14 protein-coding genes and 2 tRNA genes are annotated in these 19,828 nt (G+C 43.1%); 8 read left to right on the top strand and 8 right to left on the bottom strand.

What is annotated here, in order from left to right; all coding sequences use genetic code 11:
• Positions 1-10: 10 nt before the first annotated feature.
• From FDF36_RS00370 to FDF36_RS00360, 3 genes are all read right to left on the bottom strand, one after another.
• Positions 11-1,672 carry a putative transporter gene (locus tag FDF36_RS00370; RefSeq protein ID WP_032539394.1) on the bottom strand — a complete coding sequence of 554 codons (1,662 nt, stop codon included), beginning with the start codon at positions 1,670-1,672 and terminating at the stop codon, positions 11-13.
• An 85-nt stretch (positions 1,673-1,757) separates the two neighbouring features.
• Positions 1,758-3,110 carry an MATE family efflux transporter gene (locus FDF36_RS00365; RefSeq protein ID WP_220389909.1) on the bottom strand — a complete coding sequence of 451 codons (1,353 nt, stop codon included), beginning with the start codon at positions 3,108-3,110 and terminating at the stop codon, positions 1,758-1,760.
• A 111-nt stretch (positions 3,111-3,221) separates the two neighbouring features.
• The gene (locus tag FDF36_RS00360; RefSeq protein ID WP_005819635.1) at positions 3,222-3,668 is read right to left on the bottom strand and encodes a hypothetical protein; all 447 of its coding nucleotides are present in this window, start codon (positions 3,666-3,668) and stop codon (positions 3,222-3,224) included.
• A gap of 479 nt (positions 3,669-4,147) precedes the next feature.
• On the opposite strand from FDF36_RS00360, the gene FDF36_RS00355 reads away from it, so the two are divergent.
• The 7 genes from FDF36_RS00355 to FDF36_RS00325 all read left to right on the top strand — a co-directional run bounded on the left by FDF36_RS00355 (position 4,148) and on the right by FDF36_RS00325 (position 13,895).
• Positions 4,148-6,919, top strand: a complete 2,772-nt coding sequence (locus tag FDF36_RS00355) for an outer membrane beta-barrel protein (protein WP_220389908.1) — start codon at positions 4,148-4,150, stop codon at positions 6,917-6,919.
• A gap of 217 nt (positions 6,920-7,136) precedes the next feature.
• Positions 7,137-8,537: a leucine-rich repeat domain-containing protein gene (locus FDF36_RS00350; protein WP_220389907.1), complete on the top strand. Its 1,401-nt coding sequence runs from the start codon at positions 7,137-7,139 to the stop codon at positions 8,535-8,537.
• Positions 8,538-8,594: 57 nt separating this feature from the next.
• Entirely contained in the window at positions 8,595-9,089 is a 495-nt protein-coding gene (locus tag FDF36_RS00345) for a calycin-like domain-containing protein (RefSeq protein WP_005776588.1), read from the top strand.
• Positions 9,090-9,251: 162 nt separating this feature from the next.
• The gene (locus FDF36_RS00340) at positions 9,252-9,887 is read left to right on the top strand and encodes a DUF4903 domain-containing protein (RefSeq protein WP_005808896.1); all 636 of its coding nucleotides are present in this window, start codon (positions 9,252-9,254) and stop codon (positions 9,885-9,887) included.
• A gap of 28 nt (positions 9,888-9,915) precedes the next feature.
• Complete coding sequence (locus tag FDF36_RS00335; protein WP_220389906.1) at positions 9,916-12,270, top strand: TonB-dependent receptor; 2,355 nt, start codon at positions 9,916-9,918, stop codon at positions 12,268-12,270.
• Positions 12,267-12,980 (top strand): HmuY family protein, encoded by a 714-nt coding sequence (locus FDF36_RS00330; protein ID WP_220389905.1) that lies wholly within the window; start codon positions 12,267-12,269, stop codon positions 12,978-12,980. The genes FDF36_RS00335 and FDF36_RS00330 overlap by 4 nt, the downstream gene beginning before the upstream one ends.
• Before the next feature lie 27 nt (positions 12,981-13,007).
• Entirely contained in the window at positions 13,008-13,895 is an 888-nt protein-coding gene (locus tag FDF36_RS00325; protein ID WP_234070473.1) for a hypothetical protein, read from the top strand.
• Here FDF36_RS00325 and FDF36_RS00320 read toward each other — a convergent pair whose 3' ends face one another.
• The 3 genes from FDF36_RS00320 to FDF36_RS00310 all read right to left on the bottom strand — a co-directional run bounded on the left by FDF36_RS00320 (position 13,896) and on the right by FDF36_RS00310 (position 15,547).
• Positions 13,896-15,254, bottom strand: a complete 1,359-nt coding sequence (locus FDF36_RS00320; protein WP_220389903.1) for an MATE family efflux transporter — start codon at positions 15,252-15,254, stop codon at positions 13,896-13,898.
• 57 nt (positions 15,255-15,311) lie between these two features.
• Positions 15,312-15,383 (bottom strand) — tRNA-Glu (locus FDF36_RS00315).
• Between the two features lie 77 nt (positions 15,384-15,460).
• Positions 15,461-15,547: transfer RNA gene (locus tag FDF36_RS00310), tRNA-Ser, on the bottom strand.
• A gap of 278 nt (positions 15,548-15,825) precedes the next feature.
• On the opposite strand from FDF36_RS00310, the gene FDF36_RS00305 reads away from it, so the two are divergent.
• Positions 15,826-16,407, top strand: coding sequence for a Crp/Fnr family transcriptional regulator (locus tag FDF36_RS00305; RefSeq protein ID WP_005786786.1), 582 nt, complete (start codon positions 15,826-15,828; stop codon positions 16,405-16,407).
• Positions 16,408-16,579: 172 nt separating this feature from the next.
• Here the strand turns inward: FDF36_RS00305 and FDF36_RS00300 are convergent, their stop codons facing one another.
• Both FDF36_RS00300 and FDF36_RS00295 read right to left on the bottom strand, forming a co-directional pair.
• Entirely contained in the window at positions 16,580-17,341 is a 762-nt protein-coding gene (locus tag FDF36_RS00300) for a creatininase family protein (RefSeq protein WP_220389902.1), read from the bottom strand.
• Positions 17,342-17,400: 59 nt separating this feature from the next.
• Positions 17,401-19,692 (bottom strand): TonB-dependent receptor, encoded by a 2,292-nt coding sequence (locus tag FDF36_RS00295; RefSeq protein ID WP_220389901.1) that lies wholly within the window; start codon positions 19,690-19,692, stop codon positions 17,401-17,403.
• Positions 19,693-19,828 lie beyond the last annotated feature (136 nt).

Here is a 19,828-nt window from a genome sequence, read left to right as displayed (position 1 = left end):
GCCTGAATGGCTATAGAAGAAACATGAGCAGCACCTGGGCTATAATGACGCGAAGGAACATACTCAACGGATAGACCGTAGCATAAGCTACTGACGGATTATCTCCGGGGATGGTATCATTGGCGTAATTCAATGCCATCGGATTGGCCATACTGCCACACAACATACCGGAAACGCTGCCGAAATCGATCTTCATAATCTTAAAAGCAAAGAAACCCACAAGTACAGTAGGCACAACGGTCAGACCGAAGCCAAGGCCGATCCACAAAAGACCTTCGGGACGAAATACCGTATCGAAGAAATGGGCACCTGCATCTAAACCAAGGCAGGCAAGATAAAGGGACAGCCCCAAGGCACGGAGCATCAGATTGGCACTGCGAGTGGTATAGGTAATCATGTGCAAACGGGGGCCGAAAGTTCCGATCAGGATACCTACAATGATAGGGCCGCCTGCAAGTCCGAGCCGGACAGGAGTACTGATACCGGGAATTGAAAAAGGTACGGCTCCCAGAGCCAATCCCAGGATAATACCTACAAACACAGCCACAAGATTGGGTTCTTTCAAGCTTTTGATGGCATTTCCAAGTACCTTCTCCACATTCTGGATGGCAGCCGCTTCGCCGACCACTGTCAGACGGTCACCCAACTGCAAGGTAAGTTCGGGAGTAGCCAACAATTGTACCCCGGAACGATAGACACGACTAATATTGATTCCGTAATGATTGCGCAGACGAAGAGCTCCCAACTTCTTCCCGTTCAACTCCGGACGAGTGACAACGATGCGTTGTGAAATCAACTGGCTATCGATAGCATTCCAGTCGATATCTTCTTTATTCCAGTCCGTATTCTCTTGCTCGCCAAACAACACGGTAAGGGCCAATGCATCTTTTTCGGATGTAACAACCAATAAGCGGTCACCTTCTTTTATAATCTTTTCGGAAGTGGGAATACTGACATTGCCGTCTCTCCACAAACGGGAAATGACGAATTTAGGATAGCTCATATGAGCGATATCCTTAATACTTTTATTAAAAATAGCAGGGTTGTGTACCTGAAAAGCGGCAATATAGGTTTTGTTGGCATCGTCTTTCTCCTTTACTTCGAGATCTTCCCGACGTACCAGCAATTTACGGATAAACAGAACCGCCAGAATCACCCCGATCACTCCGAGAGGATAGGCCACGGCACATCCCAAAGCAGGTGTACTGCTTTCGAGCCCCATCTGTTTCAATGTCTGCTGGGCTGCTCCCAAAGCCGGAGTGTTGGTGGTGGCACCACATAGAATACCTACCATATTGGGTAAGGAAACCCCTGTCGTGTAGCTGCAAACAACGGTAAGAAATGTGCCCAGGATCACCACTGCAATGGCAAGCATATTCAACGTAACTCCTCCCTTACGAAATGAACTGAAAAAGCCCGGACCAACCTGTAGCCCCAAAGCATATACAAAGATAATAAGTCCGAAACTCTCGGCGTAATTCAGCATCTGCGGATCAATGGACAATCCGAAATGCCCGGCCAGAATGCCGGCAAAAAAGACAAAGGTAACACCAAGCGAAATGCCACAAACATGAATTTTGCCCAATCCGAGCCCAATGGCGGAAATCAGGGAAAGAACGACAACTGCCTGCAAAGCAGAATGTTCGATAAAGAGACTATATAACCACTCCATGTGAATAATTTACCAATGTATCCATAAGCCAATGTATCCGTAAAACGCATAAGGATGCATTAGCGTCGGCAAAGATAGCAACTATTTACGACCTCACAAAGCTTTTATTCACCCACTTCATCCCATACCAACGACGAACAAAGATAATTCCGCGAATGTTTTCATCGAGAGCAAAGGCAACCCACATACCGCAAATGCCCCAAGCCCAATAAATTCCAAATAAATAACCTATACCGACAGCCACACTCCACATCACAACCAACCCTACATAGAAAGGATAATTCACGTCGCCTGCCGCACGAAGGGCATTCGTCGCAAAAATATTAATGGGACGTCCTATCTCAAGTACCACATCAATCAGCAATACAATCACTCCCATACGGATGATTTCAGGATTGGAGGTCAGCCAGCCCAGTATAGCGTGTCCGGAAGCGGCAATAATACCGGAAAGAATCAGTGTAATCATTACAGACTTCTTCATGACGTACTTACCGAGCAGAAAGGCTGCATGAGGTTTCTTCTCCCCTATTAAATGCCCGATACAGATAGCTCCTCCCTGAGCCATGGAGATACTGAATAAATAGACGAACATGATGATGTTGACACAATAAGTACGGGTAGCCAGTGCCTCGACTCCAAGCATATTGATAAAAAAAGTAATGACCACCTGCGATGAACTGTACGAAAGCTGCTCTCCGGCAGAAGGCAGACCGACCCGCATCAGATTCTTCAATTCGATAAAAGGAAACGGACGGAAGTAGGCTAACGGGAAACGATGAATGTGTTTGCGGAACAGAATGATAAACAAAATCACCATAGATACTCCACGACTGAAAGCTGTAGAAATAGCCGCCCCTTCCACCCCGAGTTCGGGAAAGCCGAACTTACCGAAAATCAGCGAATAATTACCGATAATATTAAGAATATTGACTACTACCGTCACCAACATCGGATATACGGCTTTATTGGCACTGCGCAATGAAGCGGAAAGAGTGAGAGAAATAGCCTGAAAAAAAGCGAATGCACCCACGATACGCATGTAATCCATACCGTCGGCCATTAGTTCCGGCCCCAAGCCCATCCATTGCAGGATAGTCCGGGCCATTGTAAACAGAAAAAGACTGATTATCCCGCCGACCAACAAATTGACAAGCAACGACACCACCACTACCTGTACCACCTTCTTTTCAAGCCTTGCCCCGAGGTATTGCGAGCAAAGTACGGATGTCCCCAGATTGATCACCTCAAACACCAAAAAAGTCAGCATAATAATCTGGTTGACAACTCCGACAGCGGCTACACTATTGTCAGAGTGACGGCTCAACATAATGGTGTCCACCGCTCCCAGCATCATAATCAGTAATGTCTCAATAAAAATAGGAGCAGCCAGTTTTGCCAGACGTCTCTTTATGCTTTCCTGTTGAATTCTGTGTGTCATTTTACCTTATCCGTTTCGGGCTGCAAAGGTATCTAAAAACACTGAAAAAGCGGATTGACATATATCAAGAATATATCAATCCGCCTGCAATTATCTATATAAAAGTTTAGGTTATCTCACTCCGGTAAAGTCAACATAATTATCGTGTCCATCCAAGTACCCGCTTAGCACATTACCCCGAATCCAGACATCGTCGAGATAAGAGACATCGCCGGGACCATAGACCATCCGAAGGGAGTATTGTGAACGATCCTCCCAATTCCAGGTAAAGGAGTACACCGATTCGGAATAACGTCCGTTGGGATATTCCACCCGGATATAATCTTCTCCATGACGATCGAGATAAAAATTCAGCTCCTGATAGCAATAGTTCCCATCGACATCATAAAACGTATCCGCCCAGGCACGACTGCAAAGATCAAGGGATTTATTATAATACGAACCTCCGATGTTGTCATCATCATAAAAGTCATCTATCTCAACCTCACACGAAGTAAGATTTATCATTGCCACTGCCAGCAGAAACAATTTTAAGTACTTAAAAGCTAAAGTCTTCATATCGTATAGTTTTTTAGTTATATCAGTTTGATATGAACAAAAGTAGGGAAAGAAATGATTCGCATGAAAAGAAAAAACCTACATCTGCGGAGGGAATCACCTAAATAAAAGAGGGAAACAGGAAAAAGAAGGCAGAAAGTTCTAAAAAGGACATAGCAAATGTTAACAGAAAACAACAATTCGCTAAATAACGTTACAAAACGGAGATTTATATCCGAATAATTTGCAGATATAATCCAAATTCGTACATTTGCAATGTGTTTTTCATAGTATTAGATTTAAGGTTAACAAAGATTGGTTGCTCGTGAGAGTAGCCTTTTTTTATATCCGATAATCTGCACTCCCATCCTTTATATATAATTCCGGTTACATACATTGAGAACTATGACTCATAAATCTGATTATTATACCTAATAAAAGGTATTGAACGCAAACCTGAAACTCGCTAATTTTGCAACCATTCATACTAAACATACGAAATGGACGTGCGTAAAACCTGTATCTTATTGCTTTTAATTTCCGGAATGGCTATTGAGCTATATGCCCAACAGCCCCAAAGAGTCAGCGGACAAATATGGAGCATGGCAGCAGACGCAAAAGAAAAAGAGTCCTTACCTTACGCCAGCGTTCTCGTCATCAACGAAAAAGATTCTACGCTTGTTAAAGGCACGACAAGCAACGCAAATGGGAAGTTTGACCTCCGGTATCCTGCGTACAAAGGTAAACGCTATTTATTGAAAGTTTCTTATACAGGAATGCAACCAGTATTCCATAAGTTAACAGAAAATGTTCCTGACATTCATCTGGAAAACATTGTACTGAAAGAGGGTATCGAACTGGATGAAGTAACAGTTACCGCACAAGTACGTGAAATAGAGCAGATAGGCGATACTACCATAATCAATGCGTCTGCTTATAAAACACCGGAAGGTAGTTATCTGGAAGATCTCGTAAAACGTATTCCCGGGTTGGAATACAACAGCAAAGATAAAACTCTGGTCTATAATGGTCTGCCCATTACTGAAATCAACGTTAACGGTGAAGCCTTTTTTTCCGGAAATAACAGTCTGGCATTGGAAAATTTACCGGTAGAACTGATCAATAAAATAAAGGTATACGATAAAAAAAATGATCTGGAAAAAACGACAGGAGTCAGTAGCGGAAAAGAAAATTATGTCTTAGACCTGCAAACCAAAAAAGAATTCAACAGCACTTTGCTGGCATCGGGTAAAGCCGGACTGGGCAACTATAATAAGAAGGACCTTGAATTATTAGGTAACTACTTTAAAAAAGGCGGCGAGAACCTTTCACTGATCGTCCGTTCGGGTAACCGTAACATGACAACCAGTTACAAGGACAATATACAGGATAACATAGCACTTAACTTTGTGAAAAGATTCGGCAAAAATTTGACCATTAATGGTAATACGACTTATAATCATAACAATAACGGTAATAAATCGGCCGGATATTATGAACAATACCTGAGTACAGGAAATAAATACCAATATTCTGCCGGTGAAAGTACAAACCGAAACCATACCATAAACTCTATGCTTGCCCTGCGTTGGCAAATAAACGAAAAGACCTTTGTGAGCTTCTCCGGCAATCTGAACTCAGGCAGAGGGAACAACACCAATAACAACCGGCAAGCCGCATTCGACGAGAATCCCAATCTCGAAACGTCAGACCCTTTCGGCAATATCGGTAATATCCCCGATGATATGCGACTCAACGATATAACAATGAATTCATTATCTACAGACAAGCGCCTCCAATATACTTTCAATGCCAACATCACGCGCCAAATAAACCGAAAAGGAAGCAGCCTCAGCCTGATGGCACAATATAGTGACAGCAAAGGTAAAAATGAAAGTTTCACTATTTCGTCAACCACCTATTACCAATTGGAAAATAGCTTAGGGAATGACTCGGTTCTCTATCGGAATCAATATCAGCGAAGCCCTAACGGAAACCGGAATCAGAATATCGGACTGATATTCACTCACCCTTTTACAAAAAAAATTCAAATGCAGCTCTCTTACAATTTGAACTATAGCAAACAGCAGAGCGACCGTAACACTTATAACCTATCCGGTGTGACGGATGAAACAACAGATCCTCCCGGCTATCTGCCTCCGCAGTATGAAACCGGGTATACCGACAGCCTTAGTAACCGAAGCCACAGTCGCACACTCGGACACGAAGTCTCTTTCCATATAAACTACTCCACCCGGGTATGGAACATTGTTACCGGACTATCGATTCAGCCTGAGCAACGCAGTCTGGATCAGAAGACAGGGCTGAGACAAGCTGATACTACCATGTATTCAGTCGGATTCCGACCGACATTCACCATTCTGTGGAAAAAAGGGAAAAGTCTGATACGCTTGAACTATCGGGGAGATACCCGACAACCTTCCCTACCCGACTTGCTTTCACTGACCGACAATAGCGATCCGCTAAATATCACACGCGGCAATCCTGACCTGAAGCCCTCATATAGCCAATCAGTCCGTTTGGAAGCACAAAACATCCGAAAAGGTATATTCGCTACATTGAACTGGCAAAACGAAATAAACAGCCAGACCCGTACCATTACTTATAACCGGCAAACGGGAGGGCGAGAGAGTTATCCGGTAAACATAAATGGTAACTGGAACATCCATGGAACACTACGTTACCAGAAACGCATCCGTAGTTTTAATATTTCGGCCGTCGGAGGAGGATCTTTTATCCAAAATGTCGGTCTCATCAATGAAGGGGAAAGTGAACAACCAGACCACAGTACTACCCATAACACCGGACTGAACGCAAATTTACGACTGGGATACTTCCCTAAATGGGGAAGTATCGACCTGAATGGGAACTGGCGCTTTCAACACTCTTCCAATTCATTACGGCAGACAAATACGTACACCCGTAACTATTCTCTGGGATTCAATGCCTATGCCGATTTACCCGGCAACATACAATTAAAAACCGACGCGACCTATACTTTTCGTAATGGTACAAATATCCGGCAGGGAGAAGACGACCAGATAGTATGGAGTACAGGTATCACCTGGCGCTTCCTGAAAAAAAAGCAGGCCGAATTATCAGTCTATTGGGCAGACATGCTGAATCAAAAGAAAAACTACAGCCGAAGTACGACATCGAGTGGTTTTTCCGAACACCACACCCAACAAATAGGAAGTTATTTTATAATCTCGATGAAATACCGCTTTAACCGTCCTCTACACAAGCAGTAATAGCACGATTCTTTTTAACATAAATATCTTATATAAAAAGTCATCTTATAAAATACAAACTACAACAACCGATAAAATATATTTATATTAAAAAGTTTACTATTAAACTTCAACAGCAGAATACCCATAAATGGGTATTGTACATATTTTAAACCGCATATAACTTTGTAACCGGATTAAAACAAATATTAATTATCAAAAAACCCATCATTAAACAATGAACAAAATTCGAATGTATATTAGCACGTTTATAGCAGTTTCCGGTATATGTTTCACTTCATGTACTAACGATAACAACATTGATTGGAATGGAGTGGAAGTGACAAATACTGAACTAAGAACTGTCTTGCAACAAAAAGGATATACCTTTAATGCAGAAGGCAAACTGGTACAGGATGATAAAGTAAAAAGTACAACTTCGCTTGATCTATCGGGTACCCAAATTGCTAATCTATCGGGACTGGAAGTATTGCCTAACCTTGCTGAAATTAATCTATCGAACAATGAGTATGGCCCCGTTTTCGACTTCTCCGCATTGCCCAAAAACATTACTGCGATTGATTTATCAGGTAATAAAATATATGATTTTAAAGGTTTGGTAGATGTAAAAATGGTAAATGATGAAATGAGCACTACTGTCTTACATCCACTCACCAAATTTTATTTACCGGAAACGGCCAAATACAATATAGAGGATCTGGTTCCATTCCATGCGGCCAGTGCAGCCACCGACATGCAGATGCAAAATGCAAACGGAATCCTGCAAGCCTATACCACCTTGCGTGATATTCCCGATGAATACTTCCGCACTTATCTGAAATCGAAGTTTGCAAGCCTGTTTACAAAAGATGGAAACCAGATTGACATTAGTAAGCCAATGGCCCTGACCGAACAAGGCAGCGGCATTAACATAGATGCCTGGTATGCGGATAATGAAAATATACATTCAATTGAAGGATTAGAATATTTTATCAATAATCCTTTCTACAAACCATTCTATGTGCAAGTTGAGTGCATGAATCATTGTTCGGTTGCCTATCTTATGCCTCGTGACAACCTTAAAGCCCTTTTCATTCTGAATGCAGATACCCCTGAGGGCATTGATCTTTCACAATCTGCCAAGTTGGCAAGTTTCGGTTCAAGCAACAACAAATATTTGACAGAACTGGATCTATCAAAAACACTTGTCACCAATCAGAAAGCAACCGACTTTGATAAAACAATCTCTAATGTACTACATGTATTCGATTGTGAGAATTTAAAAGAAATCAAATTTCCGGAACAGAGCAAAGGGCTTGTCTCTCAATTAGAACTGGCCAGCCTGCCTTCATTGAAAAAAATGGATTTAAGCTTTCTCCGCGGTTTTCAGGCTGTCATATTATTGCAACTCGAGAATTGTACCATCACTTATCCCAATTTCCAGTATGTCTATAGTGCAGCGTACGAAACACTAAAGCCACTGGCTGACGCACAGAAAGCCACAATCCTTATTTCAGAAAATGAATTTAAGCAAGAGGCATGTAAAACATTCCTTAGTACTTACAAAAAAAATCTAAATGACTCCGGATACAGAGACTACAGTGATTATGGTGCTTTCCGTTGGACAAAGAAGATTTAACAGCTAACAAGCATATATATATGTGTTATTTTTTATTTTAATTTTAAAACCAATCTTATGTTGAAAAAAGTTTTTATCTGGGGAATAGCTTTATTCGGAATGACAGCTATTTCAAGTAATGTTTCTGCAAGTGCAGCAAGTGACGTATATTCAGTAGCAACTGTTGCCGAAAGTCTGGAAGGTAACTATCAGGGTAACCTGATCCGAGTTTACATGAATGGAGAAAAAAATCCGGTTTATGGAAAGGTTGCCAATGTAACCGATAATGGGGACGGAACGGTCAATATTCATATTGATTCATTCAAAATAGGTTCGATGCCGGGATCGATTACGGTCGACGCGATGGACATCACTGTCCCTGCATCCGGAGGAAACTTCAGCCAGACCTGTGAAAGTGCCGTAAAACTCAAGATCGGTATACTCCCCCTATCCTATGATGCTTTAGTGGAAGGAGAAATTACCGGAAACTACCTGAAGTTTACAGTTACCGTAAATACTCAATATTCAGGTTCACTATTCGAAGCAATTGTTACATTTGAAGGAACAAAGTGAATTTTAGTGGAGCATAGAGTTTTTTATAATATTCTCCACAAAATGAACTAATGTACCATAGGTTGTTTTCTTGTTGTTGTGACAAGAAAACAACCTTTCATTCATATAAAAAAACAATAACCGAATATTCATTATATAAACCATAAAAAACTATTTTTCAAGATGAAAACAATAAAATTATCCTATATCATTCTTTGCAGTATCTGTTTATTTTTGGCATCCTGTTCATCCGACGAAGAAATAACCAAAGGAGGAGCTTCGGAAGAGCTCGTAAAGAAAGCAAAAGATTTTCTGACCGGAGAAATCGTATTGAATACCCATGCCACCCTGAATGGTGTCAATAAAACATTGCTTGAAAAAGGATGCCCCACCAAATTTAAGTTTGACTGGAGCAATACAGATACAAATACTTTCAGTGTGTCTCTTCTTAATTTCACCGTAGGCAAAATGGGGATGATCATCAACTTTAAATGTGACGTACAAACCATGCAACTCAACACATGGGAAAAAGACGAATATCCGGGTGCAGGCTGGATCAAATTCTATGGTGAGGACGGCTCTACTTGGGGAGAAGAAAAAGATGGCACTCCGGCCAATGCTAAAGGAAGTAGTGTAAAAGGCTATTATAATACCGACACTCACCAGATTAATTTTATTGTGGACTACAACATGATGAACGTTCGCTCGGAGTGTTTCCTGCAAACAATAGACAAGACGCGCATCAACAACTATGAAAAGGAGTTCGCACAATTTGAAAAAGACTTGGAAGAGTATAAGAAGAAACATGGGTTATCATAAACTGTGAATCACACACCCTTTTAGAAAAATGAAAAAAAGAGAATTTGTAACGATCACATGCCTGCTTCTGTTTATATGTACCGCCTCTATGGCCCAAACAAAAGTGCAACTCACAATACTGGAAGCAAAGACCGAGCAACCGATAATAGCGGCAAATATAGAATTTGCAGAAAATGATAATCCGGAAAAGACGTTGTATGCCATCACTGACCTGAATGGCAATGCCATCTTGAAGCTCCCTCGTCCCGGTACATACCATTACCACATCACTTCGGTAGGCTACATACCCCTGAAAGGAAAAATAACACAAGCAACCCGAAACCTGACCCTTCACATGACGGAAGATGTAATGGGACTGAACGAAGTAGTGATAACGGGTTCACGCACGGCACGTCCCATCAAACTTTCTCCGGTGACCACGCAGGTGTTGGGAGGAAAAGCACTGGTAGACGCCGGATATGGAAACTTGCAGCAGGCTCTGCAACAGGAAACACCGGGATTGAACATACAGAAAGTAGGCTTTGGCAATGAAATAAGCATGCAGGGACTGGATGCACGCCATGTGTTATTCCTGATGGATGGAGAACGACTGACCGGAGACATGGCGGGAAACCTGGATTACGAACGTTTCAATCTGCATGCCATAGACCGCATCGAGATTGTGAAAGGTGCCAGTAGTACTCTGTATGGTTCGCGTGCGGCAGGAGCCGTTATCAATCTGATAACTAAAAAGACGAACAAACCTCTTAGTATCGATGCCGGAGTGCGTTACGGGCAAATGAACGAACGTAATTATAAAAATCCATCAAAGAGTGACTTCCTCTACATGTTCGAAAAGAATGCTGACCGGCCAAATCTGCAAAGTTGGGTCTCCGCAGGTTTTAAGCAGGGAGCATTTACCTCGCAAACAGATGTATGGTACAGCGAAAGTGATGCTTTCTATCTTTATCAAGCGGAAAATGACAAGAAGATATATACACAGGAAGCCAATCCCTTCCTACCTCACGATATCATTGTAACCAGCGCTACAGCGCGTCCTCCTATGGGAATCGAAGGTACCGAGCATATTTCAGCTTCACAAAAGGTTTATTACGATCCGAACAAAGATTTATCGGTTTTGCTCTATGGCAGCGCATTCTTCATGAATACATACGACCTGATACAAGATCTGACTTTTAGCCAGGCACGTGACTGGACGGGAGGAGTCAAAGCCACTTACCATGTGAAGGACTGGTTTTCTGTAACCGGAAGTTTACATAGCGATTTTTATGACCGCTTTAAACGACACGAACGCCGGAATGAACGGCAGAAGGTATATGAAAGCCGAATCTTGCAACCACGACTGACCATCACCAGCAATTACTTTAAAGCCCACCATCTGATCTTTGGAGTGGAACATATTTCGGATGACCTGACAAGTGACCGTTTTGTGAATCGCAAAATGACTACACGGTCACTGAAAGAAACGGAATATTTTCTGCAGGACGAATGGGAAGTGTCTAAACAATGGATGATTTCCGCCGGGTTGCGTACCAACTTTTCCCATGCTTTCGGATTCATGGGAATGCCCAAAATCGCAGCCAAGTTTTCACCCAACGACCAATGGAGTTTCCGTGCCAACTATTCAATGGGTTACCGCTCACCCAGTATCAAAGAGCTTTTCTTCAACTGGGACCATCTGGGCATGTTTCAGATAAAAGGCAACGAATACCTGCAACCGGAGAAAAACAACTACATGTCAGTTGGAGCCGAATACACCAACGACCGACTATTCTTGTCCGGTACGGTTTACGGAAACTACTTTAAAGATAAAATAGAAGGAGTCTGGAGAATCTATGACATGCAATACAATTTTGAATACACTAATCTCAGCAAACAGCGCTTACTGGGCCTGGAGGCACTGGGACGTTGGCGCATGTTTGACTTCCTGACGCTGAATGCCACCTACAGTTTTGTCAATGTGAGCAAACTTAAAGGTGTACAGGTTAACACCACCTCTCCTCACGCAGCTACAGCCAGTTTGGACTATAAGTACAATCGCAAAAACTATCGGTTGGGTGCCATATTCAGCACATCATTTATGGGTAACAAGAAATTCGATGTGCAGGATCGTGTATGGATTGAGGAGGAGAATACCAGCAAGGATGCCTACTTCCGTTGCGATCTTCCGGCATATGTGCTGTGTAATCTGTCCGTTTCACAAACCTTCTACAATAAAGTAAAAGTGACACTGGGCGTAGACAACCTTTTAAACTATAAGCCCAAAACATTGGGTTCGGGAGTGACCATGTTCAATGTACCCGCCACCCCCGGTGCCCGCGGACACGTACAGATTGAGTTTATGATAGACGACGTAATAAATGCATTAAAGAAAAAGAAATGAGAGAAATGAATGTTTTTAAAGCTTTATGCTTGTCATTCTGCTGCATTATAATAACTTCGTGTGTAAAATATGATGCCGAACCGTTTACCGGTAAGACACTGTCCCGCACATGCGGTTATTCCACCGGTGTTACGAACGATTGGATTTATTTCAACTTACGTACCGGAGAGCGGTTTAATACCCTTTCACCCAATCAGGATATTACTGAAGGAGAACAGAAAGAGCGCACAGATTGGGATCTCGCATTCTGCGGATATCGCCTGCGCACCAACAGTGGTACCAGTGGCATCGGTCAGGGTGCTGCCGCTGATCTGGGATATGGGAGCTATGACAAATGGAAAACTGTTTCGCAACTACCCGCTGATTTGAAATGGACGGTAGACAATGATACTGAAGTATACGTCACAATGTCGCAAAACGACTGGAACAAATATCTGATAGAGCATGGGCTGGATTTTAATGAGAATCCGTGGTTCGACCCCAATACCGGTCCGGCTAAAACATTGACCAGCGCCAATCCGATATTGGCTGAAGCCATGAGTTTTGCCGGCCCCCCTCCGGTTTACACGCCCTCTTATCACACCTACGTGATACGTACCGCCGATGGTAAACGATATTTCAAGATACAAATCATCAGTTGGTATAATGCCGATTCGGAGATAGGCGACAGTGGCGGACAAATCAGTTACTATTGTGATGAATTAAATTAAGTATAACCCAAAATGAGACAAACAACAATGAAAAATCAAACCAGATATTGGTGGAAAACAATTGCTTCTTTTCTTTTAGTTCTATTTACCATGCCTTTGGGACATGCCCTAATGATTATGATGGAGCATCTGATCATTCCTACTGCACTCCATTATACGGCATTTGCCATGGGAGGAGTAGGATTGCTTATGGTTATCATCGGTGTCTTCGCACGAAACGACACGAAACAAACGCTTTGGGGACTGTTCGGTGGCCTGCTTTTTTGGACAGGCTGGGTAGAGTTTTTATTTATGTACTATGCCAACCGATACGGAGTACAGCCCGAAATGCTAAATGGAGAAGTAGTAACACGACCGGAATATCTGATTATGCCGACCTCATTCGGATTCTGGGCTATGTTCATGGTGCTCTATCTATTTAGTGTAAAAACAGGCTGTAACTTTATCAATTGGTGTCAGGCGGCATTGTTCCGAAGTAAGAAAAGTGAAATCGTGGCACGCCCCATGACCCGTCATACATCTATCGTTACCTTCATGGAACTTAACATGATGTTATGGAGTTGCTACCTATTACTAATGTTCTGTTACGACAGTAACTTCCTTGGGGACCATCATCCGGTGACTATGTTGATAGGTATGGGTTGCCTGGTCGGTTCAGTGTTCATGTTTCGCCGACAGTTACGACTTGCCTCTTGGGGAGCAAACATCCGCATGGCAATAGCCACGGTAATCGTATTCTGGACACCGGTGGAAATATTGGGACGAATGGATTTCTTCAGCGAAATATGGGTTGATCCGTTAGGGCATCCAACAGAGATGATCACGATTCTGGCTGTTTTTGTCATATTGGCTATCTATTTATGGTATATAGCCTCTAAGAAAAAACAAAAAGCGGCACATCAACCCTCTCGGTAATCAACGCATCGCCAATTTATTCATAATCTTCGGGAACTGAACAGCGAAGATGGCTGTGCAACAAATAGCTGCCGTAGCATCCGATATGCCTTCGGCAGCATAAACTCCTACCACGCCCATCAGATGCGGAAGTATCAGAGCCAACGGAACCAACAAAATCACCTTACGGAGCAATGCTATGAAAATGGAAACTTTTGCCTGCCCCAGTGCGACAAACATATTCTGGCATGCCCGCTGCAATCCGAAAATCGTCATTCCTGCCAGAAATACGGGCATCACCCGCACTACGGTTTCTATCAGTTTTTCATCGGACGTAAAGGCTGAAGCAATGACAGACGGAAACAGGATCATCAACAGAATCAAAATAAAATTGAACAAGAACATAAAGGTCATCACTATCTTAAAGCATTCTTTAACCCTCTCCCGGTTTCCATGCCCGTAATTATAACTCACAATAGGTACAAATCCCAATGCAAATCCGGAAAGCGGAACGCTGACAAAAAGCATGGCACTCTGCATGATCGTCAATGCGCTCACGTAGATATCACCAAATGTTTTCAGAGACCCGTTCAAGACAAAGCCAACCAGACTTTCGGTACTCGCCATAATAAACGGTGAAGCGCCCAGTGCCAGTATAGCACCCACTACTTTCCTATCCAATTTCATATATCGGGATTCAAGTCGCAAAGAAGCACGGCCGGATGTCAGAAAAACCAATACCCAAGCAGCACTGCAAGCTTGCGAAATGATAGTAGCAAGTGCCGCCCCTTTCACTCCCCATCCAAAAACAAAAATAAACAGAGGATCGAGTAGGATATTGAGTAGCGCTCCGATAACGATCGACAACATAGCGATACCGGGACGGCCCTGAGTATTAATAAAGGTATTCAACCCTACAGAAACCTCTACAAACAGAGTACCGATCAAGTAGATCGAAAGATAATCCGTAGCATATCCGAGAGTCTGATTGGACGCACCTGTAAACAAAAGTATCGGCTCCATAAAAAAATAAGATAAGGCAGATGTCAGGAGCGTAAAAAGTAATAATAGCACAAAACCATTCCCCAATATTTTTCCTGCATGTGAGCGATTGCCCTGCCCTAAAGCTATGGCTGCAAGGGGTGCACCTCCCCCCGCCACAATAGCAGAGAAGGCGGAAATCAAAATAATTAGAGAACCTGCCACACCGATACCAGCAAGCGCCTGTGTACCAATTCCGGGAATGTGTCCGATATAGACTCGGTCTACAATATTGTAGAGTAGATTTACAATTTGTGCAATTACTGCAGGAAGTGCCATCCTGAATACAAGCGGCAACATACGGTCAGTACCAAGCCTCTCTTCATATTTATCATTCATAACCCAAAAGCAATAAAAAAGCCCTTTACGTTATCGTAAAAGGCTGATTATAATTTGTAGTGGGTACGAGAATCGAACTCGTATTACATGCGTGAGAGGCATGTGTCCTAACCGTTAGACGAACCCACCGACTGAAAATTAGATTCAAAAAGAGCCAAGCAATAAACTCGGCTCTTCCCTTGTCATCTTAAAGTTGAGATTTGGTGCGGAAGCTGGGGGATTCGAACCCCCGGTACGGTTACCCGTACGTCAGTTTAGCAAACTGGTGGTTTCAGCCACTCACCCAAACTTCCTTTTTAACCGCATTTCCTCTCAAATGCGATGCAAAGATAGAGGGAACTTTTGAACTACGCAAATCTTTCTACAACATTTTTTTCAAGGATTTTATGCGAAATAAGTTAACCGGCTAAGTTTCAAATGTTAAAGGAGAGAACTTTTTTTTCATACACTTCTTCCTCCAGCCGGACATCGGAGTAAAACGAATCTTTTTACTTTGAAAAATTGATTTATATCAACCGATTTTCGTACTTTTGCCCCGCAATCTATAATAACTTATCAATATAATAACATAATGGAAAACCTGAAAGAGACAGTGGATATTGTTGTAAACTCCAGATATCCGGAGATGAACAGAGAGGGACGAGAACTACTGGCACAGGTCTTGATACGCAAAGAGCTGGAAAAGGGTGAAATGTTGTTGAACGAAGGACAAATAAGCCGCCACATGGTTTTCGTCGGTAAAGGGATGTTGCGGCAATTTTATTATAAAAACGGAAAAGATGTCACCGAGCACTTCTCATACGAAGGATGTATCCTGATGTGCATCGAAAGCCTGTTAAAACAAGAACCTACCCACCTCATGGCTGAAGCATTGGAACCGGCGGTAGTATATATGCTCCCTTATGACGTCCTGCAAAAGTTGCTGGAACAATCCAAAGAAATCAATGCTTTCTATCGTAAGGTACTGGAATACTCACTCATCGTATCGCAAATAAAGGCCGATTCATGGCGTTTCGAAACAGCACGCGAACGCTACAACCTGCTCTTGCACCATCATCCGGAGATCATCAAACGAGCTCCGTTATCACATATTGCATCCTACCTGCTGATGACCCCGGAAACACTCAGTCGTGTTCGTTCGGGAGTACTGTAAAAAACATTTTTTGATTTATATCAAAACGTAATTCAACTACATGCTGTATTTTTGCAGCAGTTAATAAATAGGTTGTTGTTTATAGGAATAAAGATTAGTTTTTAGGTAACAATTAAAAAAACAGGCAGCGTCAAATAGTTGACGCTGCCTGTTTTTTATCAGACACTTTCCATCATTCATATAGATCATGCTGTGCCATTTCTTCAAAAAGTCCGGCGAGTTTCTCTACGATCGGTTTCACATAACGCTCTCCTTTTTCCGCTGTTGCTTTTTTCGGGTTTCCTACTCCACTGTCTACCGTTGCTTTGTCCCAATGGCGAGGTACCCAAGCTACTTTTTCGTTCAGCGAAGCAATGGCAAACGGTTTCGATTCACCATCACCGGCCTCAGCCAGATTCACCAGTTCCGGATGATAGTGCATCATCACGGAAGTTTCCGATTCTCCCGCATGGTCGTCAATCTCCGCTTCAAAATAGCCTTTGGACGACACCACTTCAAACCAGTTTGCGGCAGCAATCAGAAAGTCGGGATATTCAAAAGCAAGGTCACGAATCATCCCTTTGAAATTATTTCCTCCGTGTCCACTCAAAATCAACAGCTTACGAAATCCTTGTACATGAAGGGACGATACGATGTCTTCCAGAATAGCCTGCTGGGTGGCATATCGGGTATGGATACAGAACGGCAATTCACGCTGCCCGGGATTATGCGCTCCGAAAGGTACCGGCGGCATCACCATGCAACGGACACCCGAACGGCTAAGTGCCAGTTCGGCTGCCTCCACGGCAATATCATGGGGAAGAATGCAATCGGTAAGATACGGCAAATGTAAATTATGGGGTTCCGTAGCTCCCCACGGCAAAATAATAACATCATATTTCAGCCCTTTCACCTTACCAAGGCAGGATACTGAAAGATCTACTTCTTTATTCATGGTCTTCTGTTTTTAGAATTCAAATGTGATATCACAAAGATATGAATAAAATCAGAAACTTAATTCATAATCTTTATCCCCACAAAATAAGTCCTCGGCTGAGTCGGTCCGTAGAAGTAACCTGCATCCCGGAATTCTCCCTTATCCAGATCCTTCTGGAAGCTATTAAATATATTCTGTACTCCTCCGTTTACCTGCATTTTGATATGATCTTTCAGCACAAAAGTATAATTCAGTTTCAGGTTGAGATCCATGAATTGCGGGGTGTGCTCCATGCGTGACTTCTCGATGTATCCGGCCATGTGCGGCACAATCATCTTACCGGTATAAGTACCCGAAAGCGAGAAATCAAAATTCTTCAGCGGCGCCGAAGTAAAAGTGAAGTAACCGTAGTAGTCCGGCGTACGGGGCATGCGTTTCGTTGTCTGTTCTTCTTCTCCTTCACTGGTCCATATCTCTGCCCGGTTGTATCTGCTGCGTTGCACTGTAAATCCCAATTGCAACTGTGCCTCACGCCCGTGAGCTACCTTCGCATCCAGATTGACACCATATACTTTCGCCCCGCTACCATTCCGGCGCTCCTTTATCTTATCTCCATTCTCGTCCAGACCGATATCCTCGAGCACAAATACATGATGCAGATCAGTATAAAAACCTTCCAGAAGAATATTAGACTGCCAGTGTCCCATTGGGAACGACCAATCCACCGAACCACTAAAGCTGTTGGAACGTTCTTCACGTAACCCCTCAGCCAGTCGGATCTGCACCCCTTCACCTCCCACAGCTGTCACATGCAGGTCTTCATCGTAAGCCTGCGGGGCCCGGAAGCCGGTAGAGTATGTCAGACGTGCCTGCAAATTATCGCTCGGCTTATATAGAAAATTCACACGCGGGCTAAAGATCGGATGATCGATCAGGTTATGCTTGTCCAGACGTGCTCCCACGAGCATGGTCCAGCGGTTCAAGCGCCATTCGTTCTGTACAAATCCTCCGGCAATACGGACATCCTGCTGCATGTCACGATGATACCCGGTCATCACATCGTGCAGAGAGTTATTCTGATACTCTACACCACCTGTAAATGTAGCAGGGGCAAAAAGACAACGGTCCATATTTCCCACATACATACCTCCCACTACCCAAGTCAGATCGTTTGTTTTACCATACGCATTCATATCCTGTTGAGCACCGTAATAGCTGTTGCGATCCGTATGCTGGATAGATCCATATACAGACATCTTATGCTTCTCTCCCCAATAACGGTCATAACTTAATCCTCCGCTATTGATAATATGTTTTGTTTGTTCGGTAATATCCGATTCGTGAGGTTGTAAATTGAATTTATTGCCACCCCGGCGAAATTCATTTGTTGTGTGATACTCCACATTGATGCGGCTGAAATAGTTGGGACGATAGTATGCACGCATCCCGAAAGTATTCATATTCAATTTGCCCAGTTCCGAAAAACCATCCCCGTCCGCATCATAAGGATTACGATTTCGGTATGTCTCATACAAAGCGATACCGTACGAATTATCTTTCGCAACCAGAGAAACGTTTCCTCCCATATATTGCTCCCACGACTTACCATTCATATTAGACATCGTGCTTGCCACCTGAAAAGAATTGTTTATCGGATCTTTTGTAATAATATTGATTGTACCTCCCACAGCATTGGCCCCAAACAGAGCCGATCCACCTCCGCGCACCACTTCCACACGTTCGATCATATTTACCGGAATCTGTTCCAGCCCATACACTCCCGACAATGCGCTGATGATAGGACGGCTATTAATCAGAATTTGCGAGTAAGGACCTTCCAATCCATTGATACGTACTTGCGGAAAACCGCAGTTCTGACAATTGTTCTCTACCCGCAGCCCTGATTGAAAATTAAGCGACTTCGCCAGGTCGGTAGAATTCACCGTTTCAAAAAGCTTGGCGCTCATCACGTTCACCACCACCGGCGCCGCCTTCCGGCTCACCTCATTCCGGTTGGCCGAGACAACCACTTCATCTGTCGTAAAACTTACTTCTTCCATCTGGAAATGAACCACGGACGTAGCCTCTGCACTGACCGTAATTGTTTTTTCCTGTGTTTTATATCCCATCACCTGTACACGAAGCGTATATTTACCGGCAGCCAGTTTACGAAACTCAAATTGTCCTTCCTCATTGGATACCGCACCACGGTTGGTTCCCAAAATCATCACTGTTGCAAACGGAATACTCTCTTCAGTGCCTTTCACAATAACGTGTCCGGCAATCATATTACCTTCTTTAATCGGATTGACCGCATACGAACTCATGCCTACACAAGCAAGCACAAGCATAACTATATAATGTTTCATTATTTTTTGTTAGCCATAAAAGACGGATCAGCAGTACCACATGTAACACACTTACATGCAGCACCTGTTCTTTGGAAAGCATGACGTTCATACCCAAAGACTGATTCGCATTAATATATTAATATGTAAATGAGTA

Source organism: Bacteroides fragilis (assembly GCF_019583405.1).
GTDB lineage: Bacteria > Bacteroidota > Bacteroidia > Bacteroidales > Bacteroidaceae > Bacteroides > Bacteroides fragilis_B.
This window is presented reverse-complemented; position numbering and strand designations above follow the sequence as displayed.